Genomic DNA, 18,203 nt, shown 5'->3' on the forward strand with positions numbered 1-18,203 from the left:
AGTCATCAGTGCGCTGGTCTTGCCAACTACTTGATAGACAATCGTTAGCAGGCCGTTCTGACGGTCGAGGCCGGCAATTGACATCGGCACCCGCTCGCCGCGGTCGTTGACACGGATTATGACAAACTGGCCGGCTTTGGCCTTGGCCACCAGCCGCGGAACCTCGACACGCATCTTCCAGATGAGGTCGCTCAACGGCTGGTTGTCTACTACACGGGGCATGGAACCTCCAGCTTAACCCAAATCACCCGCCCAAAATAGCGGACAACTTTTGTCTGTCAAGGCATTCCCGCGGACTCAGTGGCGTAAAGAAGCCGGGCGCCTGTCAGGGCGCCCGGCCGATTTGTCAATCAGATCTCCGATCAGCAGTTAGAACCCAATGCTGACACTGAAGAACTGGTTGTCATCGAAAAACTCCGTCTCGTTCCAGGCGTACTCGAAAGTCATCCGGGTCTCGCCCATCTCGAGGGTCAATCCGCCGCCCAGCGTGGCACCGTGAATCCACTCATCCTGCTGCGAGTAGTTGTACCCGCCGCGAATGAAATACAGCCCCTTGTAGCCGTATTCGAAACCGCCCTGGATGACGTCATTCGAATAAGTGTTGGCCGCGAAATTCCCGGTCAGCGTGGCGAGGTTATCGCCGTTGTCGATGAAATCGTAGGCCATGCCGATATTGATGCTCGCCGGCAGGTCAAACGACGCGGCGTTGGCGCTTCCAGGACGACGCGGCTCCAGCGGGACCTCGAAACCGCGGCCCTGGAACTGCATCTCGGCGCCATAGTTCTTCATAGCCAGGCCCAGGCGCACGCCATGCCAGCCGGGATTGTAGAGAAATCCAACATCAAACGCCAGGCCGCTTGCCCGGACCTCGTGGATCTGTTCATTGATGAACATTGCTGTCGCCCCGAAGGAAACGTTAGCCGTGAGTATTCTGGCGTAAGTCAGGTTAATCACGGCCAGCGACGGGCTGAAGATGCGCCCGGTACCGTCCGGCGCTTCCTGGGTCGTTTCCTCGATATCGCCAATCGACATTATCTTGACTCCCGCACCGATAGTGCCGAAATCCTCAATATGGGTCGCGATACCGACGAAGTTTTGATCAATGTCGGCGATATACGGCAGGTACGAGAACATCGCTTCCGTACCTTCGAGCGTGGCCAGTCCGGCCGGATTCCAAAACATCGATTCGATGCCCGACGTATTGGCCACCACAGCACCGCCCATGGCGGTGCCGCGCGAGCCGTACGGAATCCGAAGCTCCTGTGCACCCGCGCTGCCGATTCGGTCGGCGTTCCCCGCGAAAGCCGTGCTTATGCACAAGGCGAGGAGAACCGCCATTGAAAGTACAATTCTGGGTTTCATGTTAGTCATCTCCTTGCCCTAAAAGATGGTCAATATTTCTTGTTCGTAGAAGACCGCCATCTTGCCGACCTTCTGGCCGAAACCGGGCGCCTCCACCACGTAAATGTAGATGCCGGAAGCAACCGGTATCCGGTTATCAGTTTGGAGATTCCAACTGGCAATTGGCGAATCGTCATCCTTTTCAATCCGACTGATGAAATCCCCAGCCAGGTTGAAGATGCTGATTGTACACTTGCGCGGAAGATGGTGGAACTTGATTTCGTAGTTCCCGACTGCCTGGTCGTACGGCCCGTACAGATAGAACGGGTTCGGAACGGCTTTGATTCTGGCCAGGGCGTCCTCGCTCGGTGTAACCGGTGTCGGTGAAGGCACGGTGAACGTGAACACGTCGGAGACTGAGTTGGGTTTCTCGGTGATTAGACGGAAGACCGTCCCTTGCTCAGGCAGGTCCTGGTTGAACGGTGGTGTTATCCCGCCGTTCCAGTTGACCAAAACCGTCCGATCCATCACCGGCAGTTCGTTCCCCGGCCAACTGAACGGATCGGATAGCATGGCCGCTTCAAAGGCGTTGTAACCTGCTTCACCCGGACTGTTGTCCTCAGGCAACCTCCAGTACACCCAATCTGTGTATGGGTCGTTATCGCCGCCCGAGACCGAATGTTCGCAGCCACCACCGCAATTACCGTCTGCGGCAGAGCCGTACTGGGACATGTCATAGATGTCATTTCCATCTCCCACGGCGGCCGGATCACCCAACACCCACGGAATCAGTCTCACGTCGTCAGACGGATCGTTCGGTGTAGACACACCGATCCGCCAGATTTCGAACGGCACCCAATAGGACCGACTATCATCAAAAGCTTCCCAGCCATAACTTCCGTTTACACCCGGGTTAGCATTTGAGCCGGTGAAGCGCATCTCCCAATCGTAGGCATCGAGACGGGCGAACCGGCCCGGGTCATCACGAAATGTGCGTGAAAGGAACGCGTCATAGGACCCTCTGTTGCCGCCCCCATTAGTTCCACCATTATCACCGGTGTGAAAGAACCATAGACCGTCACCAACCTGCTGGTTATCGGTGGGATAGCCATCAGGATCGAGAATAGTGGGAACAGGGAAGTCGCCGAACCACGCGGCCCCGGCCTCGGGAGGATCCAAGGGTCCGGCTCCGTTAGCAACAACCTGGAACGACGCGAAAACCGCGTCAGGTGGCGGACCGGAAACGCGTACCAGAAAACCGTCGGCAACGCGGTAGTCGTCATCGCCGGTTTGGTTGGTCTGTTCACTCAGAACAACTGTTCCCGCCGTAACATCATTTAGGTTCCAGTACATTGCAGAATCAATCGTAGTATCGTACACCGGTTCGCCGTAATACTCGGTAGTGTCCACACACAGGATAGCTACCCACAGGGTGTCACCTTGAAGTTCGAAAGCACAGGTGTCTGTGAGCGTGTCGTATGTCACGCTGTCAAGTTCCTGATGGACAGACACAGTCGTATCGGGCGGGAAGTAGTGGAACGTCACGCTGTAGTCGTGGCCATTCAGAATCGAGGGATCCAGAATCTCGACGGTGACTACTCCACCTGATGCACCGGTATGCTTAACCTCAACCGTACTGCCGACTTCACCCTGCCACGTCTCATCGGCCACTTCTTCCTGAGGAACCAGGATTATCGGGTCGCGATTGGACGAGGTCAGGGTTCTCGGGGTGGCGTCAGGTTTGAATGAGTAAGCTTCCACCTTAAAGAAGTACTCTGTAAGGTTGAAAAGCGGCAGTCCGGTCAGGTAGTCCTGATCAACGACGAAATACCGGCGTATGCCACTGTCAGTTCCGAACTTGACAGCTCTCACTTCCAGTGCGCCTGTTAGAGGATCAAGCACTTCGTCCTGAATCTGGGCATCGCCGTTTATGAGGTCAAAGTTGGCAATGCGCGTCCACGGACCGGATGCAGACTCTCCCTGGTAGACCGTATAGCCTTCGAACGGAAAGTCGCCCGGAGTGACCTCGGAAGCATCGGTCCAGGTGAGCGTCAACTGGCCATCGAGTTCCGCCACTTTGACGACCGGAGGTGCTGGCGGATCCAACAGATCGAAGTCCGCATCGTAGGCGCTCTGAGCGAACCTATCGTTGTACCTCATAACCGAAATCGAGGACTTCCGATCGCCACCTTTGCCTACAACAATAGCGCAGAGGATTTCGGTGCTGTCTCCGGGGCGGAAGACGACCGGCCCGGTCGTCTGCATGTGACGACGGTCATCGGGAGCGATATCCAGCCAGTCGAGGAGGGGGTTGGCTCGCACCGGGTCCCCCGACATCACAAATCGCGTCACCTCTCCGGTCACAGGATTTGTAAAAGGCGCGCCATTGTTCTTCGCGTCAAGACCCAGCATGTACTGGTAGGTCTCAACATAGTTGTCCGGATCGGTACCGTTGATGTACTTGTTGAATGAGAACAAACCGAGATTCACGTACCCGTACCACCACTCGCCCCACATCTTGGCGGAGTCGTCCGGGTTGCCGGTAAACTCCAACGGTCCCTGGAAAAAGTCGAGACCTATGGAAGGCGGAACTGATCCGTAATCTTGGTCACTATTATCAGCATTGTAGGTAAAGGCGAGGTCAAGGTCGACGTCGGTGCCTACAAGATCATCACCAGCGCCGCCCAAATCCGGGTCAGACCAGATCGAGAAGAAGCACTGCTCGAGAGTCTTGGTGCCCTTATTGTAAATCTGAAGTTGAACGAAGACCACGTCGCCCAGTGGATCTTCACGATCAAAACCAAAAACGGCCTGCTTGATCTCAAGCCCCAGAGGCGCGGTCTCGCCGTTGTCGTTGTTATGCTGGGCAGGATCAAAGTCATTGAATACCGACCAACAGACCTGATCACCGAAGAACTTAGGGAGCGTATCAATTGATCTAATGGTCACATCAGGCGGATTTACCGACGTATCAAAATAGTACGTCGTATCAACCATCCATGGCGCCCCCTGGTCAATCGGCCAGGCCAGGCTTGCAAGGTAGTCCGATCTGTAGTACGTACTCTCAGCTGTTACGATCTCAATCAGGCTGTCCTTATAAGCCTTGTACACCTTGAATTCCGGGCGATCAGTCTGGAACGTGCCACCAAGCGACGGCCCCGGCACGTATTCGGAGCTGTACTCGGAAACCACCACCAGCGTATCATTTGTCGCGGAATCGACAGCACCTACCCATAGACCACCCGCATAATAGGGCGATGTAGTGTTGCTGCCGTTGTCTATGGCTTCAACGGTGGTGAACGGCCAGTAGGTACCATAGTCATTGCCGAAAACACCTCCCAAATCACGCCCAAAGTTGCCGTGATTGGTGACGAACATTAGAATGTTGTTCGCATCGATGTACGTCGTGTTGTCGACAGTCAGGGCCGAGGGACGAGCCGACTTTCCTGTCGGCGGAGCGGCCATTATGGGCAGCCCGATCAACAGTACCATCAGGCCTGCCAGAAGTTTGAATTTCATATCAACTATCCTCACTTTCCCTTAGAACGACATCCGGACGCCAAGCATGATCATCCGTGGATTCAGCCAGTTGGTCGGGTTGTTCTGAAGCAAGTCATATCGATCCCGGAACGTCTCACCAGCAGTCTGGCCAGTATGTTCGTTCATGTTAGCATCGGAAGACCTGAGCTGACCTTCCTGGGTCTCCAGGTAACCGGTGGTATGCGGTTCGCCTGTCCCCTCGTATACGGCGATCACGTTCTCGTAATCCAACAGGTTCTTGATCCAGAGATAGGGAACCATTTGGTAGCCGCCAAACTTGAACGTGCGTTCCAGTTTCAAGTCAATGGAAAATGTCCAGGGCAGATGGGCCGAATTGATCGGTCCGGTCGGGTTCTGCTGAACGGACTTGATGGCCACCGCGTCGTACGGCAACATCGGCGTATACGGTAATCCGCTCGCCGCCTGGGCTATGACATTCAGCCCAGTGTTCTCCAATGGATACGTATCACCGAACCGCGGTCCCTGTCCCGACATTGTACGGACGTCGAAAATCCCGATTATGCTGTGTCGCTGATCATAATCAAGTGGGTTGGTCCGCATGGGGACGCCATCCGGGTTCTTCCACGCAATGTTGTACCGGGACTGGCTGTATGAACCGGTGCCGGACGCATAACTAAGCGAGTACTTCAGGTTCATGCTGATGTTGCGGGTGCGCCGCATCATAAGGCTGAAATCCATGCCTTTGATAGTGCCGTAGTCGACGTTGCCGTAGACATCGTAGACGTAGGGATCGGCGGGAGTCACGTGAAAGATCTGGGTAAGATCTTTCACGTCCTTGAAATAGGCCGTGAAATCAAAGGCTGTGTTTTCACCCAACTGGTGAGTCATGCCAACTTCGTACTGAGTGATCGTCTCCGGCTCCAGGTTGGGAGAGGGGTGCGGATAGTAAGAGCCCGCGCCGATGCGTTCTCCCGTGAAGTTCAGACCCGCGTACAGATTGGTCAGATCCGGCCTCTGGTAGAAGATACCGTAGTTCACGTGCATCTGGGTGCGGTCGCTGATCGGGAAGGAGATGCCCAAACGCGGCGACAGGCGCGTGAATTTCTTGGAGTCTTCCAAATCCGATGGGTCAAGCACACCCGCGGAATCCGGGTCGCTACCGGCAGGATTGAACGGAGAGTGAATGTCCCGGAAACGCTTGGCGTTGTAATCGAAAAAGTCAAACCTAAGTCCCGCCTGCACGATCAAACCGCGATATTCGAGACGATCTTGCAGGAATATGCCGAGGTTTATCGGGTGTTTTGTATTGTTGTAATCACCGGCAGGATCGGCCACGTTGCCCGTCGTGTCGAAGCCGTAGTGGTTCACGTTTCGATTGTCATAACCTCGTACGGAAGTGGGCACGAGATCCTGGAAGAACCGGAGTGTATGGTATTGGAAGTCGAATCCCGCTACCACGGTATTACCGGTACTGAACTGATGGGTCAGCATTCCTTTGGTGCCGATGTACGACGAGCGCCGATCTTCATACTGATCAAAGAACGAGGGCGTGTAAGCAACTACCACGTCTTCCGGTGAGCCGACCTCGACGGAGTCGTAAATGTCACTGGCGTAGGTTGGAATCCCCTCCTGGAACAACTGAAATGGGTCTTGCTCCGGATTGGCGAATTCCCGCTGATACCTTGTCATTATTGTAGTATCAATAGACACGATATTACTGTCGACATCAAACGTCGTGTCAATATTGGGGCGTTGCTGGAAGTAGAAATCGTCCTGAAGAACTCCGTCGCCATATTTCCGAGTAACCTGGAAATACGTCGCGCTCAGGTTGTAGAACGTCTTGCTGCTCAGCGTGTGGGTGATCTTGGCGTTCAAACCCAGGTTGCGATCATCGTACCAGGGTGAGTACTTCACCTGCTGCGGGAAGTCCGGGTTCATGTAGTTGTGGATATACCGCTGCCAGATGTCGATCGAGCCGTTGCCGCTGAGGGCCAGTTTGAAAGTCGGCGAGATGTCGAAATCCAGCTTGCCCTGGTAAGACCAACCTTTCAGGCTGTTCGACGGCTTCTGCCAGGGCTGGTCAAAGTACTTGTCCAGATGGAACCGGGTGAAGATGTCGCCGGTCTTGCTCGACGGCTGCCGGTCACCCAGGTAGCGACGCTCACCGGAGAGGAAGAAGTAAGCGTTCTCCATGCCGGGGATCGGCCCCGAAAAGTCGGCCGAGTACCAGTTCTGATCGAAGGCGTCGTAGCCGAGCTCGCCCGCGATGTTGTCGCTGACGGCCTCGACATTGCCGTGGTACTTGTCGGTTCCCGAGTTGGTCGTGACGTTCACGATACCGGAGGCCACGTGGCCGTACTCAGCCGAGAACGCCCCGGAGGTCACCGACACTTCTTTGATGGCGTTGTTGTTGATGTTGGCGGTGGACAGGCCGGTCAGCGGATCCTGCTGGGAGAAGCCGTCGACATAGTAGGCCACTTCCGAGGGCCGACCGCCGCGCAGGTTAATTTCCGGCGCGGTCGCCAAAGCTGGGCGAGCACCGCGCTGGCGGGTATCCACGTTGGAATTCATGCGCACGACGCTGTTCTGGATACCGACCACCTGCTCGAAACCTCGTGTAGGCAAGGCCAGCAGTTCTTCGCGGGTGACGATGTTGACCGAGGTGGTCTTGTCCTCGATCACCAGTTTTCTCTCCGCGACGACCTGAATGGTCTTACCGATGTCGGTAGCCTGGGAGCTCATGGTCTGCGACTGGTAGGTGGTCAGATCGACCGATACCGAGACGTTGGAGACTTCCACCGTGGCATACCCCACCGAGCTCATTTGCAGGGTGTAGGTACCGACCGGCACGTTGATAACCGTGTAGCGGCCGTCCACATCCGTGGATGCTCCCAGGTTGGTGCCCATGACCATGACCGTCACCCCAACAACGGGCTCACCGGTCTGGGCATCGGTGATGACGCCGCTGATGGCGCCCGTGGTGGCGCCCCACACAACCGTGGCCCCAACACAGAATAGCACCAACGCAGCCAGCAATGCTTTTGGTTTCATACCAATACTCCTTCTCGCAATGATGCTGGTATGTTTATTTGAATTGTTAGCGAATAGGCCAGAATGGCCGCGAGCGATATCAAAAGGCATGCGTCCTCTCCTTGACATCATTCAGGTGCAGTCCAAGCACCTCCGTCCTATGTAATACCACCTCTTATGACCGGTTTTAATGCCCCACTGTCAATAAAAAAAGAGGCGTAACACAAACATATATCGGATGTTAGCATGAATTCTACACACCCTATTTCTTCATACTATGCGTTCGCTGTAAATCCCTGTGCCCCCCTATGTATTACAAACAACTGTGTGACCCCGCTCTGTTCCATTTGGCCACTGTGCGACCCTCGGGGATATTCCCGGCGCGTTCGCCACACGCCCTCCGACGCAGGCAGTCTGCCCACCCCAAGTCGTCCCGCTAACTGATTGTGTGATATAGGATTCGACTCGCTATCGGTGGAGTGAGTAGTTGCCGTAACTGCCAGCAACGCCATCGATCGATGCGAATCGACCCTCGCGTATCTGCCTGATCAGTTCCGGCACGGAGTCGCGGACACGCCGCCCCGGCTCCACACCCAGAACAGTTCGGAGCTTCTCAAAAGACACGCGATAGTTCCGGGGATCCACTGTTCCGGATTGATACCGGACTTTTCCGGTCGGAAAATGTTCCAAAAGTAGGTCCACCAACATCTTTTTGGTGTAATTCTCGGGAGTGCTGCCAACATTGAATACCTGACCCCGCACCCTGTCGCTGTCGGCTGCCAGGACTTGCGTGATGATTTCTGCGATGTCAGTCACATGGCAGTACGGCCGCCAGGTGTCGGAATCGTAAACGAGCAGCTCTCGCCCCAGGGCCAACTCACGCGTGAACTCGTTGACCGTCAGGTCAAAACGCATCCGGGGAGAGATCCCGTAAGCGGTGGCCGCCCGAAGCACGGTCACGCTGAGATTAAACCTGTTCGCAGGACTGAGCAGATACCGTTCCACCTTGACTTTGGTCTCAGCATAGAGCGATTTGGGGTTCAGTTCACTTTCTTCGGTAGCAGCTTGGTCGTCGGTACGAAGTCCGTAGTTACTGCAGGTCGACATGAACACCAGCCGTTTGATCGAATACTCGCCCAGACTGTCAATGAACTCGAGCGTGCCTGTCTCATTGATCTGCCGCGCCAGATCCGGGTACTTTCGGCAAATCGGGTCTCCCACCAGCGCAGCCAGAAGGACAACGTCCGTGATCTCCTCCATCGCCCCTTGGGTGTCGCTACGGACACGGAGATCGCCTTTTATAAGCGAAAACATAGAATGTCCGGCCAGATGATCCAGAGCCGAGGAGTTATCGTAAAGGAGCGCGTCGAGCACGCGCACCCGCCAGCCCCGATCGAGCAGAACCCCGCAAAGAACCGAACCGATATACCCCGCCCCGCCTACCACCAGCACGTGCCTGTGTTCCTGCCCGATCATTTATCAATTGCTCCGTCTATCCGCAGCAAGTGGGCGATCCGGAGTCGCCGCAACAAGGCTCTGTTCCTGTGAGGGCGCTGTAGATAAATGCCGCCGCGCAGCCGACCCCGCTTCGCACCGTGATCGCCCCCGGTTCGCAGTTCTGGGCGCACGCCCCGCACTCCATACAGGCGTCGCGATCTACGATAATCGCTCGCTTTTCCTCTATAACGTACACCGCGTGCGGGCAAACCTCGACACACTTCCGGCAGCCGTTGCATTTTGAGCGGTCCAGCTCGAGCGAGACGACGTTACTTAGGTATCTCAGACCGACCATTATATCTCCCCCAGGGGGCCGTGCGGATGGCGGGCGATCACACAATCCTCCCCTCGATCCAGAACATCAATCCGACAGCGGCCGCCGCAATCTGAATTGGAACCGCAACGCGCATCTCTTTTCGCACGCCGGAAGGCGACGTATAGGTCGAGGCCCCGGTGAAGTTCATCGCAGTGAAACTGGCAACGGCCAGGGCCAGCATATAAGCGGCCGTGACATCGGCCCAGTCAAGTGTTGAACCGAGGGAAGAGAACAACGCCGCACTTACCGAGGCCAAAACGAGGACACCCGCCCAGGCGCCCTTTGCAGCGAACGCACGACCCGGCAACCACGGAAGGAGCGCCGGGGTGAGGATCGACCCGCTCGCCAGACCCATTATCAAGACTGCCGAGACCAACAGCCCAACCGATGCCGCCCGATCCAGCGAATACCCGCCGTCTCCGAAACCGGACACGATCGCCAGCACAGCCGCGATCGGTATCACCCACTTACCCCAACTGATTAGTTCGACCGGAACGAGCGCGAGACGGTCGCGAAGCCGGAACCGGACCAGCCGCATTTCCGGGGTCGCTTTCATGCCTGAATCCAAGTAAGCCGGAAGATCTCCGGCCCTTATTGGTCCGTAGTGAACCGTAAACCCGGTCAGCCGCTTAACCTCGTGGGCCTTCACCCCGGGGGCGCCAAGCTGCGGCAGGATCAGGCTTCGATGCGACACCACCTCGGCCAGACGGGCGGCCGCAACTCGGCTGACAATCTCCGCGGTTCCAAACGTCCCCTTGCCTGCCGCACACCAGACATTGATGCCTTTGGTATCGAGAACCATGATCCAGCCATCGCGGCCGCTCAGCGCACCGCGCAAACGATCAAAGCTCATTTTGAAGTTGGCCGAGACGAAAACCGGAGATTCACCTGTAGGATTTCCCACCGCATAAAGGCCGGGGGCGATAGCGTACCGCATTCGTCCGAGATTCCACCGTACCCGCCAATGCTCCAGCCGATCCCGCCAGGTTATTGATGTAGCGATCCGGGGGATATCGCCGACAGGGGTGGGGACTTTCCCTATGTAGTCTTCTGTGATGTCGAGATAATGACCTGTCGATGAAGGCACGTCGCCACAGCAGGCTTCAGCAGGCAACACGATCCGCGATGAACCCAGGTCGCTTTGGCTGGAGGCGCGGCGATTGTTCCTCGATAACTCCACAAGCACATTATAACGTACATCCACGCATACCGAAACTAAATGGACCACGTTCGGAATACCGTCGTTTTGTGCCTCGCCAAAATTCCATTGCGGGCGCGCGCCCTCGCTTGTTAATTCCTATCCACATGGCGAAACCATGCGGACAACCGGCCCCCGGCCCAATGAGCCGACTAACAGATTGCTGCGCAATATGAAAGAACTCCTGTCAGGCAACGAGGCAGTCGCGCGGGGAGCTTTTGAGGCCGGTGTCAGGCTGGCGTCGGGGTATCCCGGCACCCCATCGACTGAGATTCTCGAAACCCTCGCCGAGCGGTTCCCGTCAGTCTACTCTCAGTGGTCCCCCAACGAAAAAGTCGCGTTCGAGGTGGCGATCGGTGCATCGATCGGCGGGGCCCGCGCACTGTGCACTATGAAGCACGTGGGGTTGAATGTCGCCGCCGACCCGTATATGACGTTTTCATACACCGGCGTAGGCGGCGGATTTGTGGTAGTCTCCGCGGACGATCCGGAAATGCACTCCTCACAGAACGAGCAGGACAATCGCATCCTCGCCCGGTTCGCCAAGACCCCGTTTCTCGACCCGTCGGACAGCCAGGAAAGCAAGGACATGCTGCTCGCGGCGTTCGAAATCTCTGAGCAGTGCGACACGCCGGTTATGCTGCACATGACCACGCGAATCTCACATTCCAAGGGGATTGTCGAATTGGGAGAGCCGCTCAAGCCGCGTGAGCGGAAGTTCGTCAAAGATCCGGCGAAGTATGTGATGATCCCCGGCCATGCCCGAGGTAGGCATGCGGTGGTGGAGGAGCGACTGGAGAAACTGCGCGAATACGCGGAGAATTCGCCGCTCAACCGGATCGAAAACAACGGCTCGGATATCGGCATCATCACGGGCGGAATCGCCTATCAGTACGCGAAAGAAGTTGCGCCCGACTTTGACTATTTCAAAATCGGGTTCGGTAATCCGCTTCCGCTAACCCGTATCGCCGAGTTTGCGAAGAAGCACAAGCGAGTGATCGTGATCGAAGAGCTGGAGCCGTTCTATGAAGAGCAGATAAAGGCCGCCGGCATTTCGGTCGAGGGAAAGAAGTACTTCGGCGTGATCGGTGAGCTTTCCCCCGCTCGGGTGGCCCGAGGCCTCGCCGAGGCCGGCTTGATCGTATCGAGTCCAGACTCGCTCATGGACACCGAACCGCTCTTCCCCCGCCCGCCGGTGCTCTGCCCCGGCTGCCCGCATCGCGGCGCATTCATGGCGCTGAAGAAACTCAAGGTTGCGGTCACCGGAGACATCGGCTGCTATACCCTGGGTGTGCTCAAGCCGCTCGATGCGCTGGACACATGCATATGCATGGGAGCGTCGATCGGCAACGCCATCGGCATGGAGAAAGTTAACGGCGCCGAAAAAGGTGTCGTCGCAGTGATCGGTGATTCGACTTTTTTCCACTCAGGGATTACCGGCCTCGTGGACGCCGTATACAACAACAGCAACGTGACCGTGATGATTCTGGACAATCGCGCCACCGCCATGACCGGCGGACAGCAGCACCCGTCCACCGGCAAAACGCTCATGGGCGATGACGCCACGGTCATCGATTTCGAGGCTCTCTGCCGGGGCATCGGCATACGGAACTTCCGGCGGATCGATCCCTACGATTACGAGGCGTCGCTCGCCGCCATCAAAGAGGAGATCGCCACACCGGGGCCTTCAGTAATAGTCGCGGACCGTCCCTGTGTGCTCATGCCGCAGCGGATCATGGATGAGCCGTACGTGGTGGATCTCGATCTGTGCAATGGCTGCTCGGCCTGCTTCCGCATCTCCTGTCCGGCGATATCGGCCTCGAAAGTGACCAATGAACGCGGCAAGCCGAAAGCGGAGATTGATCCGACCATCTGCACCGGCTGCACCTTGTGCGCCCAGATCTGCAAGCCGGAGGCGATCGTCCTTAAGAGCCAGTTCGTGCAAGTGTAGGTGACGGCATGACCAACACCAGGTTCGACATACTGATAGTCGGTGTCGGCGGACAGGGGGTACTGCTGGCGTCGGAGATTATCTCGGAAGTTGCCATGGGCGCCGGACTCGACGTCAAGAAGTCCGAGGTGCACGGCATGTCGCAGCGCGGCGGAGTGGTGTCATCGCACGTGAAAATCGCCCCCACGGTTTATTCACCGGTGATTTTCAAAGGTCGCGCTGATGTACTGATATCGTTCGAGCAGGCCGAGGCGCTTCGGGCGGTCGATTGGCTCCACCCCGAAGGCGTGGCGATTGCCGCCCGCACCCGCCTGGTGCCAGCCATCGTGACATCGTCCAAGGAGTACCGCTATCCGGACGATGCCATCGCCGATCTGCAAAAGAAACCGGTGCGAGTCATCCCGGTAGACTCGGAGAGTATCGCGCGCGAGTTGGGGGATCCGCGCCTGGTGAACACCATCTTGCTGGGTGTGTTATCGAATAACTTGCCGTTCTCCGAGTTGCAGTGGAGCGAGGCGATACGGAATCGGGTTAAGGCCAAGTTCGTGGATATCAACCTGGCCGCCTTCGAACGCGGACGTCAAATCACACTGGAGACTGCCGGCCTGGCCGGATGACCATGTCAATGTATCTCCTAATCATAAACCCAGGGTCTACATCCACCAAGACGGCTCTGTTCGACGGGAACAACAAGATCAGGGAGGATGTCGTCCGGCACGACGCGAAAGAGCTGGCCCGTTTCGACAACGTGGCCGATCAGTTCGAGTACCGCATGCAGGGAATCGACAAGTGGATTGAGTCGCTCAATCTCAAGACCGGTGGAATCAAGGCGGTGGTTGGCCGGGGCGCGCCGCTTAGGCCGCTCGATGGCGGCTCTTACAAGATTACCGATCAGATGATTGACGATGTCCGCACGGCCCGGTATTCCAATCATGCCTCGAACCTCGGCCCGCTGATCGCCCACCACCTGGCCAAGCGCTTTGGCGTGCTGTCGCTCATATCGGATCCCATCACGGTAGACAATTTCCCGGAGATCGCCCGAGTCAGTGGCCTTCCGGAGATCAAGCGCAAGTGCCGGTCGCACGCTCTCAATATAAAAGAGGTTTCTCGCCGCGAGGCCGCCAAGCTGGGAAAGAAACTGGAGGATATCAGTTTCGTCACCGTACACATGGGGGGCGGTATATCCGTTGCGGCGCTTCAGAGGGGGTTGATTATCGACGTAAACGATGGACTCCTGGGCATGGGGCCGTTCTCGCCCGACCGGGCCGGCGCGCTGCCTATCGGGGCATTGGTGGAACTTTGCTTTTCGGGGAGGTACACGAAAAAAGAACTGATCGACAAGCTTTCGAAGAACTCCGGTCTGATGGCGTATCTCGGCGAGGCGGATCTGCGCAAGGTCGAGGATATGATTTCCGCCGGGAATGATGACGCGCGGTTGTACTTTGATGCGATGGCGTACCAGATCGCGAAAGAGATCGCTTCCGCAGCTACAGTGCTTAAGGGCGAGTTCGAGGCGATCATTCTGACCGGCGGGATGGCGCACTCGAAACGGCTTACGGATAAAATCTCGGCGCACTGCGGCTGGATGAAGCGCGTGATTGTCGCCCCGGGCGAGTTCGAGATGGAAGCTCTTGCCGCCGCCGGAGTCAGGTACTTGAGCGGCGAGGAGCAGTTGAAGGAGTATTAGGCAAAGAACATGTCGGGATCGTAAAAGTCCCGACCTACAGCTTGAGGACTTGCGTCACGTCTTGAGTCCGAGCCAGCCCCCGGTTTCAGGGGCTGGCTCAGACGGTGACCTGACGCCTACAACACCGGCTCGTGGTCGACGAGGACCCCGAAAAGGTCAGGGGCAGGCCTCACCACGCACAATTAGAAGCCCGTTCAACCCATGACACCCGCACCGGTTACTTCTTACGATCAATTGATCGATCGCGCCGTCGCCCTGGCTGCACACGGTCGCCGCAAGCGCGTAGCGGTTGCCGCCGCGCAGGACGCCGACGTAATTGGCGCGCTTGCCGAAGCTGAGGCCGACGGATTCATCGAAGCGACGCTATTCGGCGACGAACCAAAGATCCGTTCGCTGGCGGGCGAAAACCGCAGTGATCTAACGCACCTTACGGTCGTCCACGAGCCCGATATCATGCGGGCCACTCATGCTGCCGTGCGGTTGGCCGCTGAGAAGAAAGCCGACATCATAATGAAGGGCTTTCTACCCACCTCGGCCATTCTGAAGGTCGTACTCGACAAACAATTTGGTCTTCGCGGCGCCAATACTCTCTCCCATTGCGCGGTGCTCGATATCCCCGGGTATCACAAGCTGCTTAACTTCACCGACGGTGGCATGATTGTCAAACCGACTGTCGACCAGAAGATTCAGATTATCGACAACGCCGCGCTGGTCGGCCGGGCGCTTGGGCTTTCTCCGGTCAAGGTGGCGCTTTCGGTAGTGAATACCGAACAGCTTCTTAGCGACGCCGCACGCAGAGTGCCGAATATGCTCATCGACGGTCCCCTCAGTTTCGAGCTCGCCACCTCTTCGTCGGTGAAAACCAAGGCCGGTCGCGGCGGGTCGGTTGCCGGAGATACCGACGTCTATGTGGTCGATTCAATCGAAGAATGCAACGTGGTGGCGAAATCGCTGATCAACTTCGCCGACGCAGTGTTCGCCGGTGTAATTGTGGGAGCGAAGGTGCCGGTATCGTTGGTGTCAAGGACTGATACAGTCAAGAACAAACTGGCGTCGCTGGCGCTGGCTTGCCTGATCGCCGAGTATTACGCCGAGCCGGAAGGGAATCGAAGCTGAGCTATGGATACCCGAATCGACATCCCCGCGGTACACTCATTCGACGCTATCCGAGAACTCGCTGCGCAGAAGTGTGCGACAAAGAGACCGCGCGCAGCGATAGTCGCCCCTCATGAAGCCGACACACTGCCTGCACTCGCGCGGGCCGTACAACAGGGGCTCATAGACCCGACTGTCGTCGGCGATGAGAGGCTGTTCCTGCAAGCAGCCTCGAACTATTACCTCGACGCAACCCGTACGAAGATAATCGACATCAATCAACCCGACTTGGCGGTAAGAACTGCCGCCAGAATGGCCGCCGCCGGAGAGATCGACATCATAGTTCAGGGCCGGATCGATCCGGATCGAATGGTCGGTTTGCTGACCGGTGCCGACTGCGGCATCAGTCCTGCCGGCAGCGTTTTGTCGCATGTTGGCGTACTCATGCCGGTGCGGTATCCAAAACTGATGCTCGTGACCGATGGCCTGGTTCATGACAGCCCCGATCTGGCGAACAAGATCAGCTTGCTCGGAAACCTGGCAAGGGTCTCGAAAGCATTGGGAATCGCCGATCCGCGCACAGCAGTTGTGACCGCCGTGGAGGCTATTCATCCTCAGATGCCTGCGACTACTGATGCCGCAGTATTGGCTAAGATGTATGAGCGGGGTCAGATCAAGGGATTGCGGGTAGATGGCCCGCTGTCGTTCGACATTGCAGTCGATTTCTTTGCTGCCGAATCAAAGGGTATTAGGAACTCAATCGTTGCAGGGCAGGCGGACGCCATACTTGCGTCGACCAAGCATGTCGCCCAGGGAGTGTATCAGGCGATGGCGCTGTTCGGCAACTGTGAGACAGGTGGGGTTCTCGTGGGAGGCCTGGTGCCGGTGGCGATCAGTTTCGCCTGTGAGGCAGGCGACGCGCGATACAATTCAATCATGCTGGCCTGCCTGATGGCGTGAAGGCCGTGCCGTTCTTGTTATCGTCGTTACTTGTCAGAAACATACTGCGAAACAATGGGAGTGTCGGCTGGACGTAGGTCGGGTTCCGCGCGTTTTCCAATTGAGCGCGAAACCCGACAGCGTTAATCACGCAAAAGCGATTTCCATCCCGGCCCAATGACCGGGGCCCCTCATGACGATGTTGGGCAAGAGGCTTTCCATCCCGACACTGCGTGCGATCGAATAACCCCCCACCCGAAAGCGGATGGGCCACCGCCTTCACTCCGTCAGCTGACTGGACACCCACGCTGTCCCAGGTGATTTGAGTTACTGATCCACTCATGATCTGCCTCACCATATACAATCATGACAAGACCTCTCCGCTATTCTGATCCGTGCTTAACCAATACTCGCATTGTCATCTTTCGAGCTAAACTCGCGCAACATGGAGTTTTTTGTTGCCGTAACGGGCGATGATTGATATTATTGGTATGCGACGGTGGCCATTTGGACAGGGTAATCACCAGATCAAGATTGGCTCGACGGCGCATGCTTTGCGTTCGCCGCTGTTTTGACGCGCGGCATCCCCATCATCAGCACGAATTCCTCAACACTCATACAAGAGTGACTCCCGTGCCATGGAGTCACAAACCGCAATCGGTAAACCCCACAGAATAAGGAGGCAGTATGATGCGGTTGCGCTTACCATTGCTTGCAGTGCTCCTACTCCTGCTGGCAGTCGGGTGCAGCAAAGACTCACCGACCGTATCCGACAAGAGCGATCTCCATTCGCTCGCGCTGGTGCCGCGGCCTGAGTTTGTCGACACTCGTCCCGAGGCAGTGATCGAGGCTTATGTTCTGAAGCCGACCCAGGAAATGCTCAGGCTGGTCGCCGCGAAACCCCCTGCGCCCGACCCGGGTCCCACCTATGATCCGAACCCGAACCCGCCGCACAAGTACGCCTACATAGTCGGAATTTCCGATTACGAGGGCACGGCGAACGATCTGCAGTTCTGCGATGACGACGCTCATGACATGCGGGCGTATCTGCAGGGCGAGGGATTCACGATCAGAATCGATGTGGATCGCTCGGCTACCGCGCAGGCGATTGTCGATGGCCTAAACTGGTTGGCAGGACAGGCCGTGCCTGGGGACGAAATAGCGTTCTGCTACTCCGGGCATGGTAACAAGTACGGCGCCGATGGTTCCTCGATTATCAGCACCGACCTGTACTACATTCCCCACGCCTACGTGATGGGCATCATCAACTCGGCGAACTGCACCAAGGTACTGGTGACGCTGGATGCCTGTAAGATCGGGAATTTCCTATCTGACGGTAATGACGGCAGCTTTATCGCTACGGCTTCTAACAGCACGCTATCTTACGACGCCCCCGATCTGCAGAACGGAGCTTGGACCTACTATTTCCTCGAGGGAGCCGGCATTTACACTTATGCCGAGGATATCGCTCCCTATGCGGAAGACGGCATGAAAGCCTGGGCCGCGCTTTACAAACTGCGCGTCAGCCCGGCACATACCGACAAGTATTACGGCAAGATGGACATCTGATTCCCGCATCTCCAACAAAAGAAGACGCCTGCCACTTCTGACAGGCGTCTTTCTCTTGGGGTTTCAGGTTCAGGCAGCC

The 18,203-nt window shown here is 57.0% G+C and carries 13 protein-coding genes; 6 read left to right on the plus strand and 7 right to left on the minus strand.

All coding sequences use genetic code 11. The features are described from left to right. The 7 genes from AB1772_02435 to hgcA form a co-directional block, all read right to left on the minus strand. Window positions 1-222, minus strand: a 222-nt coding sequence (locus AB1772_02435; protein MEW5795196.1) for a sulfide/dihydroorotate dehydrogenase-like FAD/NAD-binding protein, incomplete at its 3' end; no start/stop codon positions are given. Window positions 223-369: 147 nt separating this feature from the next. Continuing rightward, window positions 370-1,362, minus strand: a complete 993-nt coding sequence (locus tag AB1772_02440; protein MEW5795197.1) for a PorV/PorQ family protein — start codon at window positions 1,360-1,362, stop codon at window positions 370-372. A gap of 18 nt (window positions 1,363-1,380) precedes the next feature. Beyond that, complete coding sequence (locus AB1772_02445) at window positions 1,381-4,860, minus strand: hypothetical protein (GenBank protein ID MEW5795198.1); 3,480 nt, start codon at window positions 4,858-4,860, stop codon at window positions 1,381-1,383. A 21-nt stretch (window positions 4,861-4,881) separates the two neighbouring features. After that, the gene (locus AB1772_02450; GenBank protein MEW5795199.1) at window positions 4,882-7,893 is read right to left on the minus strand and encodes a TonB-dependent receptor; all 3,012 of its coding nucleotides are present in this window, start codon (window positions 7,891-7,893) and stop codon (window positions 4,882-4,884) included. A gap of 447 nt (window positions 7,894-8,340) precedes the next feature. Next, a complete protein-coding gene (locus tag AB1772_02455; protein ID MEW5795200.1) occupies window positions 8,341-9,348 on the minus strand; it encodes an NAD(P)-dependent oxidoreductase in 1,008 nt (335 codons plus the stop codon). Between the two features lie 16 nt (window positions 9,349-9,364). Next, window positions 9,365-9,664 carry a mercury methylation ferredoxin HgcB gene (gene hgcB / locus AB1772_02460; GenBank protein ID MEW5795201.1) on the minus strand — a complete coding sequence of 100 codons (300 nt, stop codon included), beginning with the start codon at window positions 9,662-9,664 and terminating at the stop codon, window positions 9,365-9,367. 37 nt (window positions 9,665-9,701) lie between these two features. Further along, window positions 9,702-10,871: a mercury methylation corrinoid protein HgcA gene (gene hgcA, locus AB1772_02465; protein ID MEW5795202.1), complete on the minus strand. Its 1,170-nt coding sequence runs from the start codon at window positions 10,869-10,871 to the stop codon at window positions 9,702-9,704. Window positions 10,872-11,055: 184 nt separating this feature from the next. Between hgcA and iorA the strand changes: the two genes are divergently transcribed. From iorA to AB1772_02495, 6 genes are all read left to right on the plus strand, one after another. Further along, window positions 11,056-12,834, plus strand: coding sequence for an indolepyruvate ferredoxin oxidoreductase subunit alpha (gene iorA / locus AB1772_02470; GenBank protein MEW5795203.1), 1,779 nt, complete (start codon window positions 11,056-11,058; stop codon window positions 12,832-12,834). Between the two features lie 8 nt (window positions 12,835-12,842). Beyond that, window positions 12,843-13,451, plus strand: a complete 609-nt coding sequence (locus AB1772_02475; GenBank protein ID MEW5795204.1) for an indolepyruvate oxidoreductase subunit beta — start codon at window positions 12,843-12,845, stop codon at window positions 13,449-13,451. A gap of 8 nt (window positions 13,452-13,459) precedes the next feature. Continuing rightward, complete coding sequence (gene buk / locus AB1772_02480; GenBank protein ID MEW5795205.1) at window positions 13,460-14,521, plus strand: butyrate kinase; 1,062 nt, start codon at window positions 13,460-13,462, stop codon at window positions 14,519-14,521. Window positions 14,522-14,722: 201 nt separating this feature from the next. Further along, entirely contained in the window at window positions 14,723-15,637 is a 915-nt protein-coding gene (locus AB1772_02485) for a phosphate acyltransferase (protein ID MEW5795206.1), read from the plus strand. Window positions 15,638-15,640: 3 nt separating this feature from the next. Next, window positions 15,641-16,576, plus strand: a complete 936-nt coding sequence (locus AB1772_02490; GenBank protein MEW5795207.1) for a phosphate acyltransferase — start codon at window positions 15,641-15,643, stop codon at window positions 16,574-16,576. 666 nt (window positions 16,577-17,242) lie between these two features. Further along, window positions 17,243-18,124 carry a caspase family protein gene (locus AB1772_02495; GenBank protein ID MEW5795208.1) on the plus strand — a complete coding sequence of 294 codons (882 nt, stop codon included), beginning with the start codon at window positions 17,243-17,245 and terminating at the stop codon, window positions 18,122-18,124. The last annotated feature ends 79 nt before the right edge of the window (window positions 18,125-18,203 follow it).

The organism is Candidatus Zixiibacteriota bacterium (genome assembly GCA_040752815.1).
GTDB lineage: Bacteria > Zixibacteria > MSB-5A5 > GN15 > FEB-12 > JAGGTI01.